Below are 18,163 nucleotides of genomic sequence, written 5' to 3'. Positions count from 1 at the left end.
TTTCTTTATAAACTTTTTTTCATGTAATGTGCGAGTAATAACATCATCACGGCTAGTGCCACAACTAATGGGATCCAACTGAAGATCCATAGTTTTAAAAATAGCAGGAAAACAAATGCACCAATTGCTAAAATCCAAACCGCTGCTGTCATCAAACCAAATGTTTGTGCATTACCTGAAGCTTCAAAGTTTTTTGCCCATTCATTATGTTTTTCAGCTTCTTTTAATACCCAGGATTTACGATAGTCAGATTCCGTAATTATTAAGAACGCAATCACACCAATGCTCGGTAAGGCAAAAGGGATTAAAATCGCAAGCGCACCTTCTAATGACTTGGCTTCACCGAATACCAACAATGGCACAAGTAAGGCGCCGAATAAGAAAACGAATACCGCAATGGCGTAGATTGATGCACGTAATGGACGCATTGGGTTACGCGTTACCGTTTCTTGCGTTAAGCCCATATAAACAAATCCTGCTAATGGAATGGCTAAGAACACCATCAATACACCTGTTAAGGCTTCAACTTTACCAGATGCAAGATAACTTAAACCTGCACTAATCAATCCAAATGCGGCAAGAACGCCTAAAATAGTATAAATAGCGGCACGTGGTTTTGTAACAAAATGTCGTAATGACATATACTGAATTTCAAACACTTCTTTCTTTTTCGCTAAACTCATTTGGTCAGCGATTTTATTGATGTCGGCAAACTCTATTTCAATTTTTTTTAAAGCTTCAGCACGTTTCAAACCAGTTGCTTCTAAGCTGTTCAAACGGTCTTGAAGATTCGTTAATAATTCCTCCTTAAAATCAATAAGTTCAGGTGATTCTTCATATTTTTCAAATGCGTTGTCAATAAATTCTTTTAGTTCCATGCATTATACCTCCGTAAATAATCGTTCCAAAATCTTCTTTGTAAATTCATAATCTTCAAGTTTTTGGTGATACAACGCACGACCTTGTTCAGTGATGCGATAGTACTTTCTACGACCACCTTGCGTTTCATCACCCCAATAAGATTCAATAAAACCATCCTTTTCAAGACGTTTATAACTGGAATAAAGCGTTGTTTCCTTTAATTCATACAATTTTTCCGTTTTTTGCAACACACGGTTATAAATTTCAAATCCATAGCGGTCGCGATCCAGCAAACTCGCTAAAACGATTGTATCCGTATGTCCGCGCAAAATATCACTTGATAATTTTCCACTCATATTTTCACCATCTCTTTTTGTTCATCGGAATACTACGACTGTCGTGTATTGAATTATTTTTTTAGGCGAGGACTTCTTTTCCCCACCTCCTTTCAACATAATTGTATGTCGTATTACTACGACTGTCAAGTATAAAAATTAAATTATGTAGTGACCTCCATTTTGAAGGATTTTCGAATCAAAAATGTCCGTGTTTTCGGGCTTCCTACCTGTTTTTTACCATTTTTTCGGTTTTTTTTGTACAAATACAAAAAAATCTAAACCAAAAATTACTCATCATTAAATCAAATAATAATTCATTTTTGACTCTTTAGTACCTATTAGTGTTTTCAGGTACTATTTTTTTCAAGAATAGTACCTGTCTGATTAAAAGTCTATTTATTAGATTTGAGTAATATTATTTGTTGGTTGGCGGACTAATGCCCTGTTAAAATTACTCCCGCAAAGTTTCCATATCCCACACTTGACTAACCCAGTCCTCATAAAATGCTGGTTCGTGTGACACAAGGATGAGTGTACCCTTATAATCACGCAATGCCTGCTGTAGTGCTTCTTTCGTAATCTTATCCAAATGGTTTGTCGGCTCATCCAATAAAAGTAAATTGCTATCTGCCAACTGTAGTTTGCATAACCGCACCTTTGTCTGCTCGCCCCCGCTTAGAGTAGTTAGAGGCTGAAAAATGTGTTCCGTCGTTAACCCGCATTTAGCCAATTTGGTTCGGACCTCTTTTTGTGTCAAGTCCGGAAAAGCGGACCATACTTCTTCCAATGCGGTTTGGTTTCCTGTTTCCTGTGCTTCCTGGGAAAAATAGGCTGGTATCACGCGATCACCGATTGAAACAGAACCCCCGAGCGCTGGTAATTCACCTAATAAGGTTTTCAATGTCGTTGTTTTTCCAATTCCATTTTGGCCGGTGATTGCAACTTTTTCTCCACGCTCAAGCTTTAAATTAATACCGGAAAATAATGGCTTTCCATAGCCAATGTCTAGATCCTTTGCTTCTAGAATGACCCTTGTCGGCTGCTCAGACACCGTGAATGAAAAGGCAGGTATTGGGTTGTTAATTGGTTTTTCAATGCGCACTATTTTTTGCAGCTTTTTCTCCCGGCTTTTCGCTTGTTTCGCTGTGGATGCCCTTGCTTTATTTTTCTGTACATAGGTCTCCAGTTTTTGAATTTCTTCTTGCTGCCGTTCGTATTGCTGATGAATTTGTTTCTTTCGCAGTTCATAGGCCTTTGTGAAATCGAGATAGGTCCCTGGATAGCGGTTGAGCTGTTTATGTTCCAGATGGTAAATAACATTCACCACGGCATTCATAAATGTAGTATCATGAGTAATAAGCATAAATGCGTGTGGATAGTTTTGTAAATAATCCCGCAACCATGTAATGTGCGCTGTATCCAAATAGTTTGTCGGCTCATCAAGCAAGAGCACGTCTGGCTGTTGCAAAAGCAGTTTTGCCAGCAGTAATTTGGTCCGCTGACCGCCACTTAATTCTTCTACATCTGTATCCAATCCCAACTGGGTCAGTCCCAAGCCATCAGCAACTGCTTCAATTTGTGCATCAACCCCATAAAAATCATGCTGCTCCAATTTCATCTGCAATGTGCTATATCTGTTCAATAGTCTCTCAAGCTGTTTCTCCGTGTTGTTTGCCATTTGTTCTGTAAGCGAAAGCATTTCTTTTTCGGCATCATACAATTCCTGAAACGCCCCCTGCAAATATGCTCGCAGGCTTTGCCCAGCGGTTAATTCAATATGTTGTTCTAAATTTCCGGACCGCGCTGCTGGATGCCAAACAATATTTCCGGCATCAGGCAGCAATTGGCCTGTGATGATCTTGAACAATGTTGATTTTCCAGCACCGTTTGCACCGACAAGGCCAATATGCTCACCTTTCAGCATGCGGAAAGATATATCATGTAAAACACTTTTTTCACCGTAGCTATGAATCAATCCATTAACTTCCAAAATACTCATCATTTCTCTCTCCTTATTTGGTATTTCCAAACACAAGAGAAAAGAAAGCGAAGATCACTTTTGCATAAAAAAATGACAGAGCGAGATAGTGCCCTGTCAGTATCAAACAATACCGTCAAGTGGAGACGGCTTTCATCGTTAGATAAAGAAAGCTTTCAGGTGTTTTATCCGCTGTTTACAACTTGTGTTTGGCTCATTAAAAAAGGGCATACGTATCCCGTTGTTAAGCAAAAACAAGTTGAAGCACAGCAGATAAAAACATTGATAAAGCTCCCTCCTTCACCATAACCTCATGTAATATCACTATTTTAACAGTTAATTTATCCATTTTCAAAAAATATATGCTATTAAATAAAAAATGCTACTATGTGTGTGATGGTAAATACGACTGAATCTTATAAAAACATTTACCATCATTGCTTTTTTAGTATCTTTCCAGAAATACCCGAAAGATTTCAAAACCTTTTCGCTTCAAATCTGTTCAGGTAAATTGGCCCATCTTTATAGAACTTCCTTTTGTCATTAACATGGTAACTGTCTAGTGTAAAGATATCATGATCATCACTAAATACTTCAAATACATCTCTGGATTTTCCGTTTGCTTCATTTTGAATTAATTGATAATCCTTGATTCCAAATCGCTTTTTTGTAACTTCATCCAAGGGTTCTTTGTCTTTCTTGCCATATTGCGTTTTATACCTAACATAAAAAGTATTTTTTTGGACTTCTAAACAAAAATTAAATGTTTTCAAGTCCATTAACTCACCGAATTCATTAATCATGTTTGCAGTGTGAGAATCTTGATCATAACTTAGACTCCACTCGTGCTCGCGAATTTTTTGGATCTCCTGTTGAAACAAACTTTCCATCGAGTTCCCCCATTTATATATAACTAGTTAAAACTAACTGCCATCCCCATAGTTCTATTCATTGCTTTTGTTGTCCGCTATGCGTCGAAGCGTTACTGGCTCATTCTTTTCCATCGTAGCTTTATAAAGTACAATGTTACCTGAAGGTGGGATGGAAGCATCGGAATACATCTCAAAGTTTTCATCTAATGCGATTGTCCAAGCTGCATGGTCATCTTTCATCAGCACAATAGCAAGTGTGCCAAACTGCTGGATATGATCCCAATCAAACAATTCTGTTTTTCCATTTTCCGTAACTGTGATACCCTCTGTATTGTTGATCACCTCTGCATTATCCCCTTGATACCGGCCATGCATTTCCGCTCCGACATAATAATAAGATATACCATTGCCGCGGTAACCATAGGTGCCAATGAATTGGTGAATCGAATTGTCGGCTGCTTTGTATGTAACTGCTGCAACATCGTTCGCTAACCATTTCACTTTATAGTCCCCATCCGTTTTATAAGGCAATTTTTCTTTAGGACGAGCCAGAATATCGAAATAGGATCGATAGTAAACCGCCTCCCCACTCTCCGTATCCTCTTTAATCGATAATACATGTTTAAAATCCGGTGAAATACTAGTTATATTTTTGATTTGCTGGTTACTTTTCACTAGCAATACTCCATTAACAATAATAAAAATGACAACCACACCAGCACCAATCTGTTTCCACCTTTTCGTCGTTTTAAGCAGCAGCAAAATAGCCAGAGCTACACAGATGACACACAAAATATTAATGATATAAAAGATCCGGTTATCGATATACTCAGCTTGAAATTTGGCATGGATGAAGAAATAACCCATTTGCAAACAGAAAAATCCAATGGCGAACACGAAAAGGAGCCAGCCGATAATCTGCGTTAATTTATTCGTCTGTTTCATTCGACTCCACCTCCTTAGAAAAATCCCATGTCTGGCCATTATCCTTTGAAATAAATTTGCCTTTTACTTTTCCACCTAGATAGTCCCCGTTAGGTCCTTGGTTAACCAAAACTGCTAAATGGTCCCCTTCTTTCATAGGGACTTCCGCACTAACAAAAATGAGATCATATTTTTCTGGCACGTTAAAGGTTGCTTTCTCCCACGAATTTCCGGCATCTTGTGTAACATAAACATCTGGATCTTCCGGATTAATCGTTCCAAAAGATAAAAAACCTGTATCCTTGTCGACAAAACCACCATCTGCAATTAATCTTGTAGTGTCCGGCCCATTGGTTTTCTCCCAGCTTTTCCCACCATCATGGGTTAAAAATACACTCAATCCCTCCTGTGACATCGTACGATCGCCGGAAACAATAACATAGCCGAAGTCATCATTTAAAAATGCGACTTTTCGAAAACGAATCGATGGATAAGGATCTGTCACAACGGAATCTTCCCATGTGTTACCTTGGTCAAGTGAATAAGTTAAGACTATTTTTTGGCTCTCCCAGTTGGCACCTTCCGAATACAAAAAGGCAACTCGATTTTTCGTCAGTATATAGCTATCATCAATCAGTTCCTGCTCGCTTCCATTGTAATCCCCTGCAAATAATTTATCTTTGTCAATGGGTACGTTAATCCAGTTCTTGCCTTTGTCGAACGTAATGTTTAGCTGATCGTTTTGTAATGAGTAATCAATGGTATGTTCGGCATACAATTGTTGTACCGGCTCCTCCGTTTGTTCTTGCTGTGCAGCTTGCTCCTCTATTGCTGTATACCACGGCATAGATAACGTTTTACTATGGTTTTGGTAAAAGAATGAAGCTATAACTAAGCCAATCACCATTACACCGGTCATGGCAAGGATAAAATTTTTCACCAATAAGACTCCCTTATAAAAATGATTTTCCTCTATAAGAATAGCAGAAATAGATTTCGAAATATATTGATTTGTATTCGCTTTAATCTGCTTGCTCTACCAAGTTTTTCTTGTTAAAATTTAGATAATTACCAACACAATAAGGAGGTTATGGAAAATGACCTACTTGGATAAAAACAAAACCTATACACTAGAAGAATTTTTACTATATGTGAAGGAAGAGCGCGCAGAGTTATATGAAGGCACTCCTGTTTTTATGGCACCCGCTTCTTTCCAACATGAGAACATCATTGCGAATTTGAGTAGACAATTCGGGAACGCACTACATGGTAAAACATGTTATGTATTTGGCAGCAATCTGCAAGTTGTTTTTCCGTTTAAAAACGAAAAAAAAAGGAAAGGACGATGTAGTTGTATTACCCGACATTTCCGTTATTTGTGACACGAGCAAACTGCGTAATAAGCGTTGTTATGGGGCGCCAGATTTAGTTGTAGAAGTACTATCTCCAAGTACAGGACGTAACGACCGCTTGCTAAAACGAAATTACTATGAAAAAGCCGGTGTAAAAGAGTACTTAATCATTGATGGTCAAAATCAATACATTGAAAAATACGTTCTCCATGAAAATACACTCAAGTTAGAAGAAATCTATACCAGTGAAAATCAACCTTTCTGTTCCACATGTTTTCCGGACATTACTTTTTCTCCTGAAGATATATTTTCTTTCCAGGAAAACGATTGAATATATCTATACACCACAAGGTTGCCCCGGCGGATTATAAACAACAACTTTAGCCTTATTACCTGTGAAAATTTTCCCGGGGCGTTCAACAATCCCGACAATCCCCCTACATCCCAATGCTAATTTCACAAAGCGTGCTGCCATTTTAGGCTTGTCCGGATATTGTTCCTGAATGACCATTCCGGGTTGCGTGCACGGCAGATTTTCCCCTTCACACAAAATCCCTGCTCCGCTCGGAAAAACAATTCGACTACCTGGCGTTAACCTCGTTAGATCTTGGAACCCGCGTAGTACAATATTTGCACCTAACCATTCTGGCAATATCCGCTCTACACCAAGTTTTTCTGCAACTAGATCACATTCTTCTGCTGAAACAATGGAAATCTGTCTTCGATTGAAAATTTCCGTGCCACGTTTATACATCGTTTCCCTTGCTCCAGCTAATTTGGTTAAACCAAAATGTAGATCCCCGGGAATTCCGCCATATTCCAGGTTCGCTTCTAAAACCTTATTGGTTACAAAAGTATCGGACTGATTAGCGATCAATATAGAATCAACTTGAACCTCATGATCTTTCCACATTTTAGTACCTCATTTCGAATATATAACTACCTTTTGAAAAACAAATACTACTCTTACTGATTCTCCTTGATTACTTACCACACTCACTAGCTCCCCTCCTCCTTATTTATCGGGATAAAATACGATTCACTTCAAAAATATTTTAATTATTGAACGGTTTACTTTGCTGTAATTAAGCGCTTTGCTATTTTTGCTAACCTTACAATACCCTTTTCAAGCTCGGCTAACGACGCATAAGAATAGGATATCCGTATATATTGGGTTGCATCACGATCGTACAGGTGTCCTGGATTAAGTAATATCCCCTCTTTTAAAGCTTGTTCAAAGAGGTCCCGGATCGATAGTGGTGGAAGTATGCGTACCCATATATAAAATCCCCCTGTTGGAATTTCCCACGAAGCAATATCTGCAAAATGTTTATCAAGCAGTTCAATAACAGTGTCCCGGCGAATTTTAAGTTGGTTCCTGATTTCAACTAAGTGCTCTTCATATAATCCACTTGAGAGCCATTCAGCCGCGGCCCATTGCGATAATGCGCTAGAACCATAATCAGTCTGCATTTTTATATCGGAGAGTCGTTCGACAACAGGCTCAGGACCAATAACCCAGCCAATTCTAAGTCCCGGGCTAACCGATTTGGACATACTTCCAAGGTAAAGAACCATTCCATTTTTGTCACGCGCCTTTAACGGTCTCGGAGCAGCAGAATCGATCCATAAATCCCGGTAAACATCATCTTCAATTAGGGGTAGGCTTAATTTTTCGCATAATGCCATGAGATCCTTTCTTCTTTCTTCCGTCATAAGCGTACCTGTGGGATTATGAAATGATGGTATCGTATACAACAAAGCTCCATTGTACTGTTTTTTGTATTTCTGCATTATCGATGTTTGAATACCCTGTTCATCCATCGGAATTCCAAATAATCGAATGCCAGCAGACTGAAAGACATGAACAGAATACAAATAGGATGGTCTTTCAAGCAATACAGATGACCCCGGATGTAACAGGCCAAGGGAAATTAACTGTAAAGCTTGTAGTGATCCTGAGACAATTAAAATCGATGAAGGAGATGTATGGATCCCCAATTTCTTTAAATGTTTTGTTAGTTGCTGACGTAAATAGAGATCACCTTTTGCTTCTTCATATCCTAGTGACATTTTCCTGACTGCAAGTTGTTGAAAAATAGTTTGCATTTGTTTATTTGGTAAAAGCTCAGGTGAAAGTTCCCCTGTCCCTAGCCGAATCATATTGGTACGGAACTCAGCATCGTTAATCTCCTTAATAGTTGGCAAATTTGGCCGGTGAATCCCTGCTTCTACATAAGCATTCCAATTGGGTGGTGGACTGGAGGCCATGAGACTCCATGTATTATTAACAACTTTTGTCCCGCCTCCCCTTCGCCCCGCAATTAAACCTGCTGCTGTTAATTCATCTAATGCCGTTACAATCGTGCTTCGGTTGACATGAAAAACTTCAGCCAATGTCCTTTGTGAGGGAATTTTGGTTCCAATCGTCCATTCCCCATGGATGATTTTTTCCTTTAAATATTCCTCAATCTGTTTATGTATAGGTGTTGCTGCCTGCCGATCTGGCTGCCATCCGAAATGGTTCATTTCATTCTCTCCCCCTAAAGGCATTATATAATTTGGTTGGCTCAATATCCATCCAAATGGTTGGAGACAAATCGTTTATGTTCCTCTAAAATAATAGCAGATTTTATGGGGAGGAAGAATACAAATGAGTGAAGCAATTATCCATGGGTTTATACTAGCATTAGGGCTTATTCTTGCCTTAGGTGCCCAAAATATTTTTGTCTTTAATCAGGGAGCCCTGCAGCCAACATTCACAAAGGCGCTGCCGGTTATTATCACAGCGTCCATTTGTGACACATTCCTGATAACGCTGGCTGTTTTAGGAGTATCATTAATCGTATTAAGCCTTGCGTGGCTGCAAATCGTTATTTTTGGTATCGGATTTATCTTCCTAAGCTATATGGGATGGTCGATATGGAACAGTACATTATCCACGAGTGAGGAGACAAGTCAGCTGTCAGCAAAGAAACAAATCACCTTTGCTCTTTCCGTTTCCTTGTTAAATCCGCATGCAATCCTGGATACGGTTGGAGTGATTGGTACCAATGCAATAAATTACACAGGTTTTGAAAAACTAGCATTTACATTAAGCTGTATCATGGTATCCTGGCTGTGGTTTTTCGGTTTAGCAATCGTTGGGCGAATGATTGGCCGGGTGGAAACAGCTGGTAAATGGATGATCCGGCTAAATAAACTATCTGCAATCATTATTTGGCTTGTGGCTGCTTATATAGGAAAAGAATTGGTCGATCTGATCTGGTAAAAATAATGCAATTAATGTAGGAGGAAAATCAAGTGAATGAGCCATTTTCAGAATAATATTATACTTCCATTGCTTCAACAAGGAATGCTTGCTATATTTAAGTAAAATACACTAATTTTTATAAAGGAGGATTGTAAAATGACCCAGTTGGATAAAAACAAAACGTACTCACTGAATGAATTTTTACTATATGTTAAGGAAGAACGTGCAGAACTATACGAGGGTGTTCCTATTTTTATGGCTCCGGCATCATTTGAACATGAGGGTGTAGTTGCCAACCTGATTCAAGAAATCGGTAGCGCTCTTAAAGGAAACACATGTCAAGTGTATGGGAGTAATCTTCAAGTAATCTTTCCATTTAAAGACGAGCAAAAAGGAAAAAATGATGTCACAGTGCTACCCGATATATCCATTGTTTGTGATAAAAGTAAACTTCGTAATAAACGTTGCTATGGGGCACCTGAAATGATTGTGGAAGTACTCTCCCCTAGTACATCCAGAAACGATCGATTGCTTAAACGTAACTATTATGAAATAGCCGGTGTGGGGGAGTATTTAATTGTTGACCATCAAAATCAGGCTATCGAAAAATATGTACTTCATAAAGATGCATACACTCTTGAAGATATTTATTCCAGCGAAAACCAATCTTTCAGTTCAACACGCTTTCCAGATATAGCCTTTTCTATTGAAGATATATTTTCTTTTTTAGATTAAATTAATAAGTAACAAAAAATGGCTCTTCGCTATCTAGTGTGGATACAACAAATTTCTAGGATTGAACTTTCGCCATTAATTATGTTCATTTCACCTTATATCTACTATTGGTCACGACATGAACAAGGCCAAACCGGACAAGGGAATGGGGTTCAATTGCTCGCTCAACATTCTCCACTTGTAACTCAACTAATTGCCCCTGCTCTAGAGTGGACGGAACAAGTGGAAATCAACACTAAATAGCGACGAACCAATAATGTGACTGAAGACGTTCTCTTCTTTTATTCTATCAGTCTGCCTTTACGAATCAAATGTTTTCCTCTTTTTGGACGATGCATATATCAGTCTAAATCATCTAACTTCTATAAAGTTTGACTATTTCATCTAACTTTTGTTATATTAGATCATATAATCGAATTCACCTATACTTTGGTTGTGGAAGGGGTTGTTTCAATATGTCCAATCAAGTCTCCGTTTTCATCATGGATGTTAGTAATTCGTCGGAAGAACATATTGGGAATGAAGTCAGTGAATATCTAGCACAATTAAAAAATAGCATGACGAAATGGACACAAAATAGAGTGGCGACAAGGATTAGTCACCGCGCGGGCGATGAACTGGTCGTTGTATGCAAGGGTTATGCCACCGCATATGTACTTGCTTTCTATATCAGCCGTATTTGGAAGTTCACCGACCACCTACCTTATTTCGGTCTATCATTTGGTGATATTCAAGCGGATGTAAATACCTTAAACTTAGAAACCTGGATTCATCCATTAATGAAACAAGCGAGACAGGCCAATGATTACCTGAAAAATCAATCGAACAGAAGCCTTTTTCGTTTTGCATTACCACGTTCACAAAGAGAACAAGGCTACACCGCTTATAGCGAGCAGTTTGAAGCATTGATCAATACCGATTTAACGCTAAAGCAGGAGCATATGAACGAACAAACCGACATTCAATCTCTCGTCTGTTCTCTCTATCTCATACTCGGCCAGCAAAATAAAGTAAGCCAATATCTTGGACGAACGACAGCTACTATTTCTCATCATATCAAACAGGGTAAAACACAAGTTATCTTACAAGCCTTTGATGATATGGTGAAGGTGCTGGGTTCATTAGGAGCACCGGATGAGGCATTTCTAGCGGATAAGCTGCAAAGCAATATTAGACGACATATCAACCATCATCTAGGCGATTATTTTCCTGTAGAAAGGAGTTCATCATGACTATTCTATTGCTGCTTCTTGCTCATTTCATCGCCGACTTTTGGCTGCAATCAGACCAAATGGTGAAACAAAAAATCAAATACTTAAAAAAACACATGCTTCATCATCTGTTGACAACAGGGATCACACTGGCAATTATCTGGGGCTATCAATACAGTTTTCAACATGTGATCCGTTATTTTATACTGCCTTTCGTCTTTATAATCGTCACGCATCTGCTGATCGATTGGTTGAAAATAAAACTAGTAAACGCCATGAAAAGCAGGAATCTGGCCAGGCTGGGATATTTCTTGTTAGACCAAGCATTACATGTGCTGATGATACTCATAACCTGTATCCTGTTTTTCCATATGCAGGCTCCAGCAATGGCAGAAAAACTATTAGACTTGTATGGAGAAGGTCGTTTAACCCTGTTCGATACAATGTTATTGATGATAATCATTTATATATTGGCGACAAGTGTTAGCGGTCATATCGTAAAGCATATCATTGGTTCCTTTCCGTCAGAACTTGCAAACTTTGAAGGGGCGCTGACATTACGCAATCAAATGAACCATGTACCAGAAACAAAGCAGCCTCAGAAAGAAAATAGTTTCACAGAGGAATATCATTATTATACTTACTCCACTCCGCTGCGTTCACATGGAAAATGGATTGGCTATATTGAAAGATTGCTGGTTATTCTATTAACGGCAATTAGCGCTTACCAGGCGATTGCGTTAATTATCGCGGCCAAGTCGATTGCTCGATTCAAACAGCTAGATGATCGAAACTGGGCAGAATATTTCTTGTTAGGCACCTTATCTTCTATCTTGCTTGGTTTAGTGCTCGGGCTCGTGGTACAAGCGATTTTGTGAAGATTAGTGATTTTCGGCTCTATTAATCCATGGCTGTAAAGACAGCTTGATAAGTATCAGCTACATTATCGGACAAGGGACATGCCGAAAGCTCCCCTTGTCTGACAATGGGTCTTCAATTCCAGCTAAGCTAAGAAATATTGATTCATGCACTGATTGTTCCGTAACAACATCAACTGATTTATTCAGCAATTCTTCAACTACATCCTTAAATCCGATCAAATCGAATAAACTTCTCCCTTTCTCAAATGAAACAATGAAATCGACATCGCTATTTGTGTCGTCCTCAAGCCTTGCAACAGAGCCAAAAACTTTCACATCGTAAATTCCGTGATTACCAGCAATTTCAGATATTTGTTCCCGCTTATCTTGTAATTGGGAGTATTGTCACAATAAGCCCTTCCGTTTTGTTTTAGCTTATTAATATGTTACTTCTATTATAACGCATTGGGTGAATATTATTTTTCATGATCAAAATTTCGCCTTACTACTGGATAATTTTTTGCTCACCAAGCTTAACGAATGAATGAAATGGGCAACGCCATCTTCATCGTTTGAAAGCGTAATTTCATGACAGGCGTTTTTAATTTCCGGATGGGCGTTTCCCATGGCTGCGCTACTCCCTGCTATCTTTAACATGGATAAATCGTTAAAACTGTCGCCGACTGCGGCCGTATCTGCTAGTGGGATATTTAACTTATTTGCAAGACGTTTTAACGCAAACCCTTTTGAAGCATTGACGTTTTCCAATTCAAAATTATGTTTAGCAGATTTGACAATCGACAACTCTTTCCGCGGGGCAAATTTGGTCCATCCTTTTTTCAGCTTTTCTGCATCAAATGAAAATGCAAGGATATTATAAAATTCCGTATCCATTTGTAACAGGTCTGTAAATGATTGAATATATGAAAATCCTGTTTGGCTGAATTGTTTCCGCGCCGCTTCATGCAGTTCCTGCATATTAGTGTCCGGGTTAGCACTTTTTACCCTGTCCATTTCTATAGCTAGCAGTTCCCGTCCATTATGGGGAGTGAAAATGGAATATTTGCTGAAAACCTCATAATAGAAATCCTCTTGTTCCAGCCACCTTAGGATTTCCATTACAACTTCCTTATGGATTGGTACAGAATGAAAGAGATTCCCATCTGGTTTATGGATGGTGGCTCCATTAGCGCCAATGATCCACGTATTGATTCCTGTCCCCTTAAAGATTTCTTTCACATCAAAATGGGCACGTCCAGTAGCAACGACCACTTCTACCCCACTCGATTGTGCGTCTTTGATTGCCTGTAAATTGTTTTGACTAATTCGGTTTTCTTTATTCAACAAAGTGCCATCCAAATCAATAGCTATTAATCTTATCATGTTATGAAACTCCTTCCCGGTCTTGATCAGCTGTCAGTAGTTCAACATTATATTTGTCTAATAGATACTGAAAGGGTTTAGTTGGTGTTTTATCTGTAATTAATATATCGACCTGCTGAAGATCAGCAAATCCATAGAAGTCTGTAATCCCTAATTTTGTATGGTCAGCCAACACAATAACCTGTTTAGCCTGCTCGATCATTTTGCGTTTTACTACGCCATCCTCTTCATGGGCAATCGTCAGCCCCCTATCCGATATACCGACGACACCGATAAATACTTTATCAACATGGTATTCTGAGAGTTTTTCAACGACAGAGGCCCCGTATAAAAAACGGTGCTCTTTTTGCAGTGTTCCACCTAAAAGCTGGATATTTACTTCTGGTTTGGAGGATAATACTTCTGCCTGGTTAATAGAATTTGTAATAACCGTACAAGAAATATTTGCTATCTGTTCAGCACAAGCTTGAACGGTTGTCGAGGCATCCAAAATAACCCGATCATTACGATAAATCAAAGAGCTTGCTTTTTTTCCAATAATTTTTTTCTCTTCCGATACCATTTGAAGACGACTGGAATAGTTTTTTACTTCATGACTGACTGATGGCAGGATAGCGCCACCTCGCGTGCGTATAATCGCTTTCTCTTCTTCGAGTCTGACAATATCCCTTCTTGCTGTATCCCTTGAAACATGAAAAAGCGAACATATTTGTTCAACGGAAATCCGATTGTTCTTCTTAAGAAATTCCAAAATTGAAACTAACCGCTCTTCTTGATACAAAAAATACACCTACTTTAAATTAAGCATTTGTAAGTAATTATACAGATAAATTATGTTTTTGCAATTATTATTAAGCATTTTAATGCATATATTATTTTATCACGCATAATTACTTAAGCATTTATAAGTAATTATTTGAGCTTCAAAATGGCGAAAAAGTAACTATTAAAATCTTAATTAGCCTTGACCAGAAAACGGTGTTACCTTTCGGGGATTATTATGATAAGTGATTTGGTATTCCGTCAGTGGTAGCAGTTCTTAAAAATTATTTTTCTTCTCCTTTCCCTCCCCACCTTTCCTGCAATTGCCTTATTTCTTCCTTATGTGTAATCTCCTCTTTTGGCGTTTCCAAAATAAACGGAATATCCTTTAATTGTGGTGTTTTAACTAGTTCATCAAATTGTGATTCGGATATATAACCATGGCCGAAAATGTTGGCATGACGGTCTTTCCCTGAACCGGTATCATATTTAGAGTTATTAAAATGGATTGCCTTTAACCGATCAAAGTACCCGAGTTCCATTCCTTTCTCCAGCACTTCATCCCAATTTTCACCATTCCATAGTCCACTTGCAAAGGCGTGACATGTATCCAGGCAAAATCCTATTTTTTCCGGTCGGTTAGATAAGTTGCGGACCTGGACAAGCTCTTCTAATGTCGTTCCAATTGATCCAGGTTTTCCAGAATTATTTTCCAGCAGTATTTTGCAACTGCCTTCCCACTCACTGAGAACTTCATCTAACATATCAATCATTAACCGATAACTTACCAGCGGATCGTCATGGCTGATCTGATTCCCGAAGTGTACTACTACACCAATCGAACCACAGGCATTCGCAATCTCCAAATCATTTCGCAACGATTGAATAACATCATCCCTTTTCTTAGCGCTTTTAGGTGTCAAACTCGTGGGATATGGCATGTGCGCGATAGATTCAAGGCCATGCACTAAGCAAAAATTTTTACATAACATCGCGTCATCCCTGTTAAATTCTTTCACAGACAAACTTCTTGGGTTCTTTGGAAAATATTGAAAAGCTGAAGCATTCATTGATAAGGCAAGTTTTGCTGCCCCAAAATAACCATCCCTTATGGAAACATGACTGCCAAATTTCATGAAACCCCCACCTAACGCTGACATCCTTGACAATAGAACGTTTTCCGAGAAGAAATTTCATCCCTGATAATGGTTCCACCACAACGGTTACATGTCTCTCCATCACGGCCATAAACATAGGTATTCCGATTATAACCACCTGTTTTGGTGTCCCCTACAAACAATGGCTGATCCATATAACCTCCGTATTGGATTGCTCGCTGCAGGATAAAACGGATGGATTGATACAATTGAACCTTCTCATTGTCAGTCAAGTCGTCCAATTTCCGTTTCGGCAACAGCTGGGCATGCCAGGCAATTTCATCGGAATAACGATTGCCAATCCCCGACAGGAATTCCTGGTCAACAAGTGTCGTTTTAACCCTGCCTCTTCGGTTTTTGACAAGCTTCAAAAAAGAATTAGGTGAAAAATTTACATCCAGTGGCTCCGGTCCTAAATCCATTAATTCTTGCTTTGCCTCTTCTTTTGTAAAAAGATGAAGATATCCTAACCTTAATCCAATAAAATAGAGATGGTAGTCACCAAAGGATAACTGCACTTGCACGGTACGATCCGGCTTTTCTTCTGTTGTTCCATAAAACATCCAGCCACCTAGCATGAGGTGTAATAGTAAACAAGAGCCATTTTCAAGGTGAAAGAGTAAATGTTTGGCCCTTCTCTCTATAGCTTCGATCTTCTGATTTTGCACCATATGTTTAAAGGTTTCTGGCTCTACATTAATTGATTTTTCCCGATTAATGATTACTCCCGCTATCGTGTTTCCGCCGATCTTTTGGGTAAGTAACGTTTTATAAGTTTCCATTTCCGGCAGTTCAGGCATTTTGTAACCCCCAAAAAAATGTTAATGATTGCTCCTCAATAATTCTTACACCTGCCATCTGCAAGTCTTAATTAACTCACTGGTCATCCTTACATTCCATAAACAGTCTTAGAATAGTATGGAGGCCTTTTGCAGATCCTATACAGTTCTAAGGGTGAACCTATTAAAAAGAAAGATCCAATCAGAAGAAAAAATCGGGCAAGAAGACCTGAATGTCTCCCTACCCGATTTTTTCAATCTGACTTTTGGTCAATCGTTCCTTCAGCATAATCATCTGAAACTTGTTCATGGGTTTCTGCCAATCCTTGCTCAAACTGGTTTTTTCCCTGATAAAACGAAGGGTGATAATTTTTTTCAGCAATTTTACGGCTGTCTTCCAGGTCGACCTTGTTCTTTTGATTTTTTGGCATTTGAAAACCTCCATTTTTATTTAACTTTCCCTCCGACGATCACCCGTTATTTTTCATCAATCCAATCTTTTCATTCCAATTATCGTTAATAATTTCTTATAAGCCGATAGTATTTCTGCACATTTTGCGTATGCACACTATATATGCCAATACGAATTTAATTAACAACCATATGATAGTAGTGATCCGATTTGAAAAGGAGGTAATTTTAAATGAGTTATGGCGGCAACAATGGATTCGCGTTAATTGTCGTTCTCTTTATCTTGTTGATTATTGTCGGAGCAAGCTATGTAGGAGGCGGTTATTAAGATCTGAAATTTAAGTAATAGCCCCTTTCAGCGTGTTTTATTACACAAAAAGTGGGAGAGCCTTGCCAGGGTTCTCCCTATTCTCTAAAAAATGGATTTGAACAAGAGACACACGCTTATATTAATTCCTTCTTTGAGTCATCACGAATGGCTTCCTTTTTCCTGTTAAATTTTACACCGACTATGAAAAACGCATAGTAATAATAGGACATAAAAGTCGGATTAATTATAAAAAAGTGGACAAGATATGCTTATTACAGAACTAACAATTTAGATATAGCGTGCAGCGAGAATAAAAAGGAAGGGTTTGGTACAATGGATCATCTAAAAGTATTAGGGATAAAATTCATTACTATTTCTATAAGCGTTTTCTCGATATTCGGGATTTTTTTTAATGCTACGTTAATAAATTTGTTTTGGATTAGTTTATTTGTTACAGGAATTTCTTATCTTATTGGCGATTTATTTATGCTGCGGAGATTTGGTAATATAGCTGCTTCCATTGCGGATTTTCCATTAGCATTTCTTTCACTCTGGGTGTTGGGTACTTTATTAATTGAAAGTAGTATTCCGATTGTTATGCTTTCTTTAATGGCAGCTTTCTTTATTACCTTTTGTGAGCCTTTCATTCATACCTACATCATCGAAAACCAACTTTCAGATGATGGACGGACTGATTCACCTAAAATGAGCCAATTACAAACCGAATTCGCTGAGGAAACAGACGGACAAACAATTACCAATAAGGAAAAACATGATAGCTAATTCTTCTATAAATTAATACGCAAACAATAATTACCTGTATCTTTTGAACTGATACAGGCTTTTCTTTTACGAGCTAACTACCTATACGCCCTATTGACAAGTTAATGAATATTTTTATCAATCTTTACTATTATATTATCAACTATTTCAAAAAGTGAATTTTCCTTTGCTCAATTCTTTCATTAGGCGGAAAG

The 18,163-nt window shown here is 38.4% G+C and carries 22 protein-coding genes; 8 read left to right on the top strand and 14 right to left on the bottom strand.

Annotation, left to right across the window (positions count from 1 at the left end; all coding sequences use genetic code 11):
- Positions 1–5: 5 nt before the first annotated feature.
- The 6 genes from CZ382_RS06355 to CZ382_RS06330 all read right to left on the bottom strand — a co-directional run bounded on the left by CZ382_RS06355 (position 6) and on the right by CZ382_RS06330 (position 5,913).
- Positions 6–878 (bottom strand): hypothetical protein, encoded by an 873-nt coding sequence (locus tag CZ382_RS06355; RefSeq protein ID WP_088050368.1) that lies wholly within the window; start codon positions 876–878, stop codon positions 6–8.
- A 3-nt stretch (positions 879–881) separates the two neighbouring features.
- Complete coding sequence (locus CZ382_RS06350) at positions 882–1,217, bottom strand: PadR family transcriptional regulator (protein WP_088050367.1); 336 nt, start codon at positions 1,215–1,217, stop codon at positions 882–884.
- Between the two features lie 433 nt (positions 1,218–1,650).
- Entirely contained in the window at positions 1,651–3,198 is a 1,548-nt protein-coding gene (locus tag CZ382_RS06345; protein WP_088050366.1) for an ABC-F family ATP-binding cassette domain-containing protein, read from the bottom strand.
- A 455-nt stretch (positions 3,199–3,653) separates the two neighbouring features.
- Complete coding sequence (locus tag CZ382_RS06340; protein ID WP_088050365.1) at positions 3,654–4,067, bottom strand: hypothetical protein; 414 nt, start codon at positions 4,065–4,067, stop codon at positions 3,654–3,656.
- Positions 4,068–4,121: 54 nt separating this feature from the next.
- A complete protein-coding gene (locus CZ382_RS06335) occupies positions 4,122–4,994 on the bottom strand; it encodes a hypothetical protein (RefSeq protein WP_088050364.1) in 873 nt (290 codons plus the stop codon).
- Positions 4,978–5,913 carry a WD40/YVTN/BNR-like repeat-containing protein gene (locus tag CZ382_RS06330; RefSeq protein ID WP_088050363.1) on the bottom strand — a complete coding sequence of 312 codons (936 nt, stop codon included), beginning with the start codon at positions 5,911–5,913 and terminating at the stop codon, positions 4,978–4,980. The genes CZ382_RS06335 and CZ382_RS06330 overlap by 17 nt, the downstream gene beginning before the upstream one ends.
- A 157-nt stretch (positions 5,914–6,070) precedes the next feature.
- Between CZ382_RS06330 and CZ382_RS24525 the strand changes: the two genes are divergently transcribed.
- Positions 6,071–6,355, top strand: a complete 285-nt coding sequence (locus CZ382_RS24525) for a Uma2 family endonuclease (protein WP_268811315.1) — start codon at positions 6,071–6,073, stop codon at positions 6,353–6,355.
- Positions 6,240–6,656: a Uma2 family endonuclease gene (locus tag CZ382_RS06325; protein WP_268811314.1), complete on the top strand. Its 417-nt coding sequence runs from the start codon at positions 6,240–6,242 to the stop codon at positions 6,654–6,656. The genes CZ382_RS24525 and CZ382_RS06325 overlap by 116 nt, the downstream gene beginning before the upstream one ends.
- Positions 6,657–6,662: 6 nt before the next feature.
- Here the strand turns inward: CZ382_RS06325 and CZ382_RS06320 are convergent, their stop codons facing one another.
- Positions 6,663–7,238 carry an MOSC domain-containing protein gene (locus CZ382_RS06320; RefSeq protein WP_088050362.1) on the bottom strand — a complete coding sequence of 192 codons (576 nt, stop codon included), beginning with the start codon at positions 7,236–7,238 and terminating at the stop codon, positions 6,663–6,665.
- Positions 7,239–7,396: 158 nt separating this feature from the next.
- A complete protein-coding gene (locus CZ382_RS06315; RefSeq protein WP_088050361.1) occupies positions 7,397–8,854 on the bottom strand; it encodes an aminotransferase-like domain-containing protein in 1,458 nt (485 codons plus the stop codon).
- A 124-nt stretch (positions 8,855–8,978) separates the two neighbouring features.
- On the opposite strand from CZ382_RS06315, the gene CZ382_RS06310 reads away from it, so the two are divergent.
- The 4 genes from CZ382_RS06310 (at position 8,979) to CZ382_RS06290 (ending at position 12,402) form a co-directional block, all read left to right on the top strand.
- Positions 8,979–9,596, top strand: a complete 618-nt coding sequence (locus tag CZ382_RS06310) for a LysE/ArgO family amino acid transporter (protein ID WP_088050360.1) — start codon at positions 8,979–8,981, stop codon at positions 9,594–9,596.
- Positions 9,597–9,734: 138 nt separating this feature from the next.
- Complete coding sequence (locus CZ382_RS06305; protein WP_088050359.1) at positions 9,735–10,313, top strand: Uma2 family endonuclease; 579 nt, start codon at positions 9,735–9,737, stop codon at positions 10,311–10,313.
- 455 nt (positions 10,314–10,768) lie between these two features.
- On the top strand, positions 10,769–11,545 hold the full coding sequence (locus tag CZ382_RS06295; RefSeq protein WP_088050357.1) for a hypothetical protein: 777 nt from the start codon (positions 10,769–10,771) through the stop codon (positions 11,543–11,545).
- On the top strand, positions 11,542–12,402 hold the full coding sequence (locus tag CZ382_RS06290; RefSeq protein WP_088050356.1) for a DUF3307 domain-containing protein: 861 nt from the start codon (positions 11,542–11,544) through the stop codon (positions 12,400–12,402). The genes CZ382_RS06295 and CZ382_RS06290 overlap by 4 nt, the downstream gene beginning before the upstream one ends.
- A gap of 60 nt (positions 12,403–12,462) precedes the next feature.
- Here CZ382_RS06290 and CZ382_RS06285 read toward each other — a convergent pair whose 3' ends face one another.
- From CZ382_RS06285 to CZ382_RS06260, 6 genes are all read right to left on the bottom strand, one after another.
- Positions 12,463–12,756 carry a nucleotidyltransferase family protein gene (locus tag CZ382_RS06285; RefSeq protein ID WP_088050355.1) on the bottom strand — a complete coding sequence of 98 codons (294 nt, stop codon included), beginning with the start codon at positions 12,754–12,756 and terminating at the stop codon, positions 12,463–12,465.
- A gap of 117 nt (positions 12,757–12,873) precedes the next feature.
- Complete coding sequence (locus CZ382_RS06280; RefSeq protein WP_188724635.1) at positions 12,874–13,767, bottom strand: Cof-type HAD-IIB family hydrolase; 894 nt, start codon at positions 13,765–13,767, stop codon at positions 12,874–12,876.
- A gap of 1 nt (position 13,768) precedes the next feature.
- Positions 13,769–14,548 (bottom strand): DeoR/GlpR family DNA-binding transcription regulator, encoded by a 780-nt coding sequence (locus CZ382_RS06275; RefSeq protein ID WP_088050354.1) that lies wholly within the window; start codon positions 14,546–14,548, stop codon positions 13,769–13,771.
- Positions 14,549–14,813: 265 nt separating this feature from the next.
- Positions 14,814–15,665 (bottom strand): deoxyribonuclease IV, encoded by an 852-nt coding sequence (locus CZ382_RS06270; protein ID WP_088050353.1) that lies wholly within the window; start codon positions 15,663–15,665, stop codon positions 14,814–14,816.
- An 11-nt stretch (positions 15,666–15,676) separates the two neighbouring features.
- Positions 15,677–16,486, bottom strand: coding sequence for an Fpg/Nei family DNA glycosylase (locus tag CZ382_RS06265; RefSeq protein ID WP_088050352.1), 810 nt, complete (start codon positions 16,484–16,486; stop codon positions 15,677–15,679).
- A 233-nt stretch (positions 16,487–16,719) separates the two neighbouring features.
- Entirely contained in the window at positions 16,720–16,896 is a 177-nt protein-coding gene (locus CZ382_RS06260; protein WP_088050351.1) for a YozQ family protein, read from the bottom strand.
- Between the two features lie 212 nt (positions 16,897–17,108).
- Between CZ382_RS06260 and CZ382_RS06255 the strand changes: the two genes are divergently transcribed.
- Entirely contained in the window at positions 17,109–17,204 is a 96-nt protein-coding gene (locus CZ382_RS06255) for a YjcZ family sporulation protein (protein WP_088050350.1), read from the top strand.
- A gap of 315 nt (positions 17,205–17,519) precedes the next feature.
- The gene (locus tag CZ382_RS06250) at positions 17,520–17,969 is read left to right on the top strand and encodes a YndM family protein (RefSeq protein WP_088050349.1); all 450 of its coding nucleotides are present in this window, start codon (positions 17,520–17,522) and stop codon (positions 17,967–17,969) included.
- Positions 17,970–18,163: the final 194 nt, after the last annotated feature.

This window comes from Virgibacillus dakarensis (genome assembly GCF_900155625.1).
GTDB classification, from domain to species: domain Bacteria; phylum Bacillota; class Bacilli; order Bacillales; family Amphibacillaceae; genus Lentibacillus_C; species Lentibacillus_C populi.
Note: the sequence above shows the minus strand (reverse complement) of the source record. Positions and strands in the feature narration are given on the sequence as shown.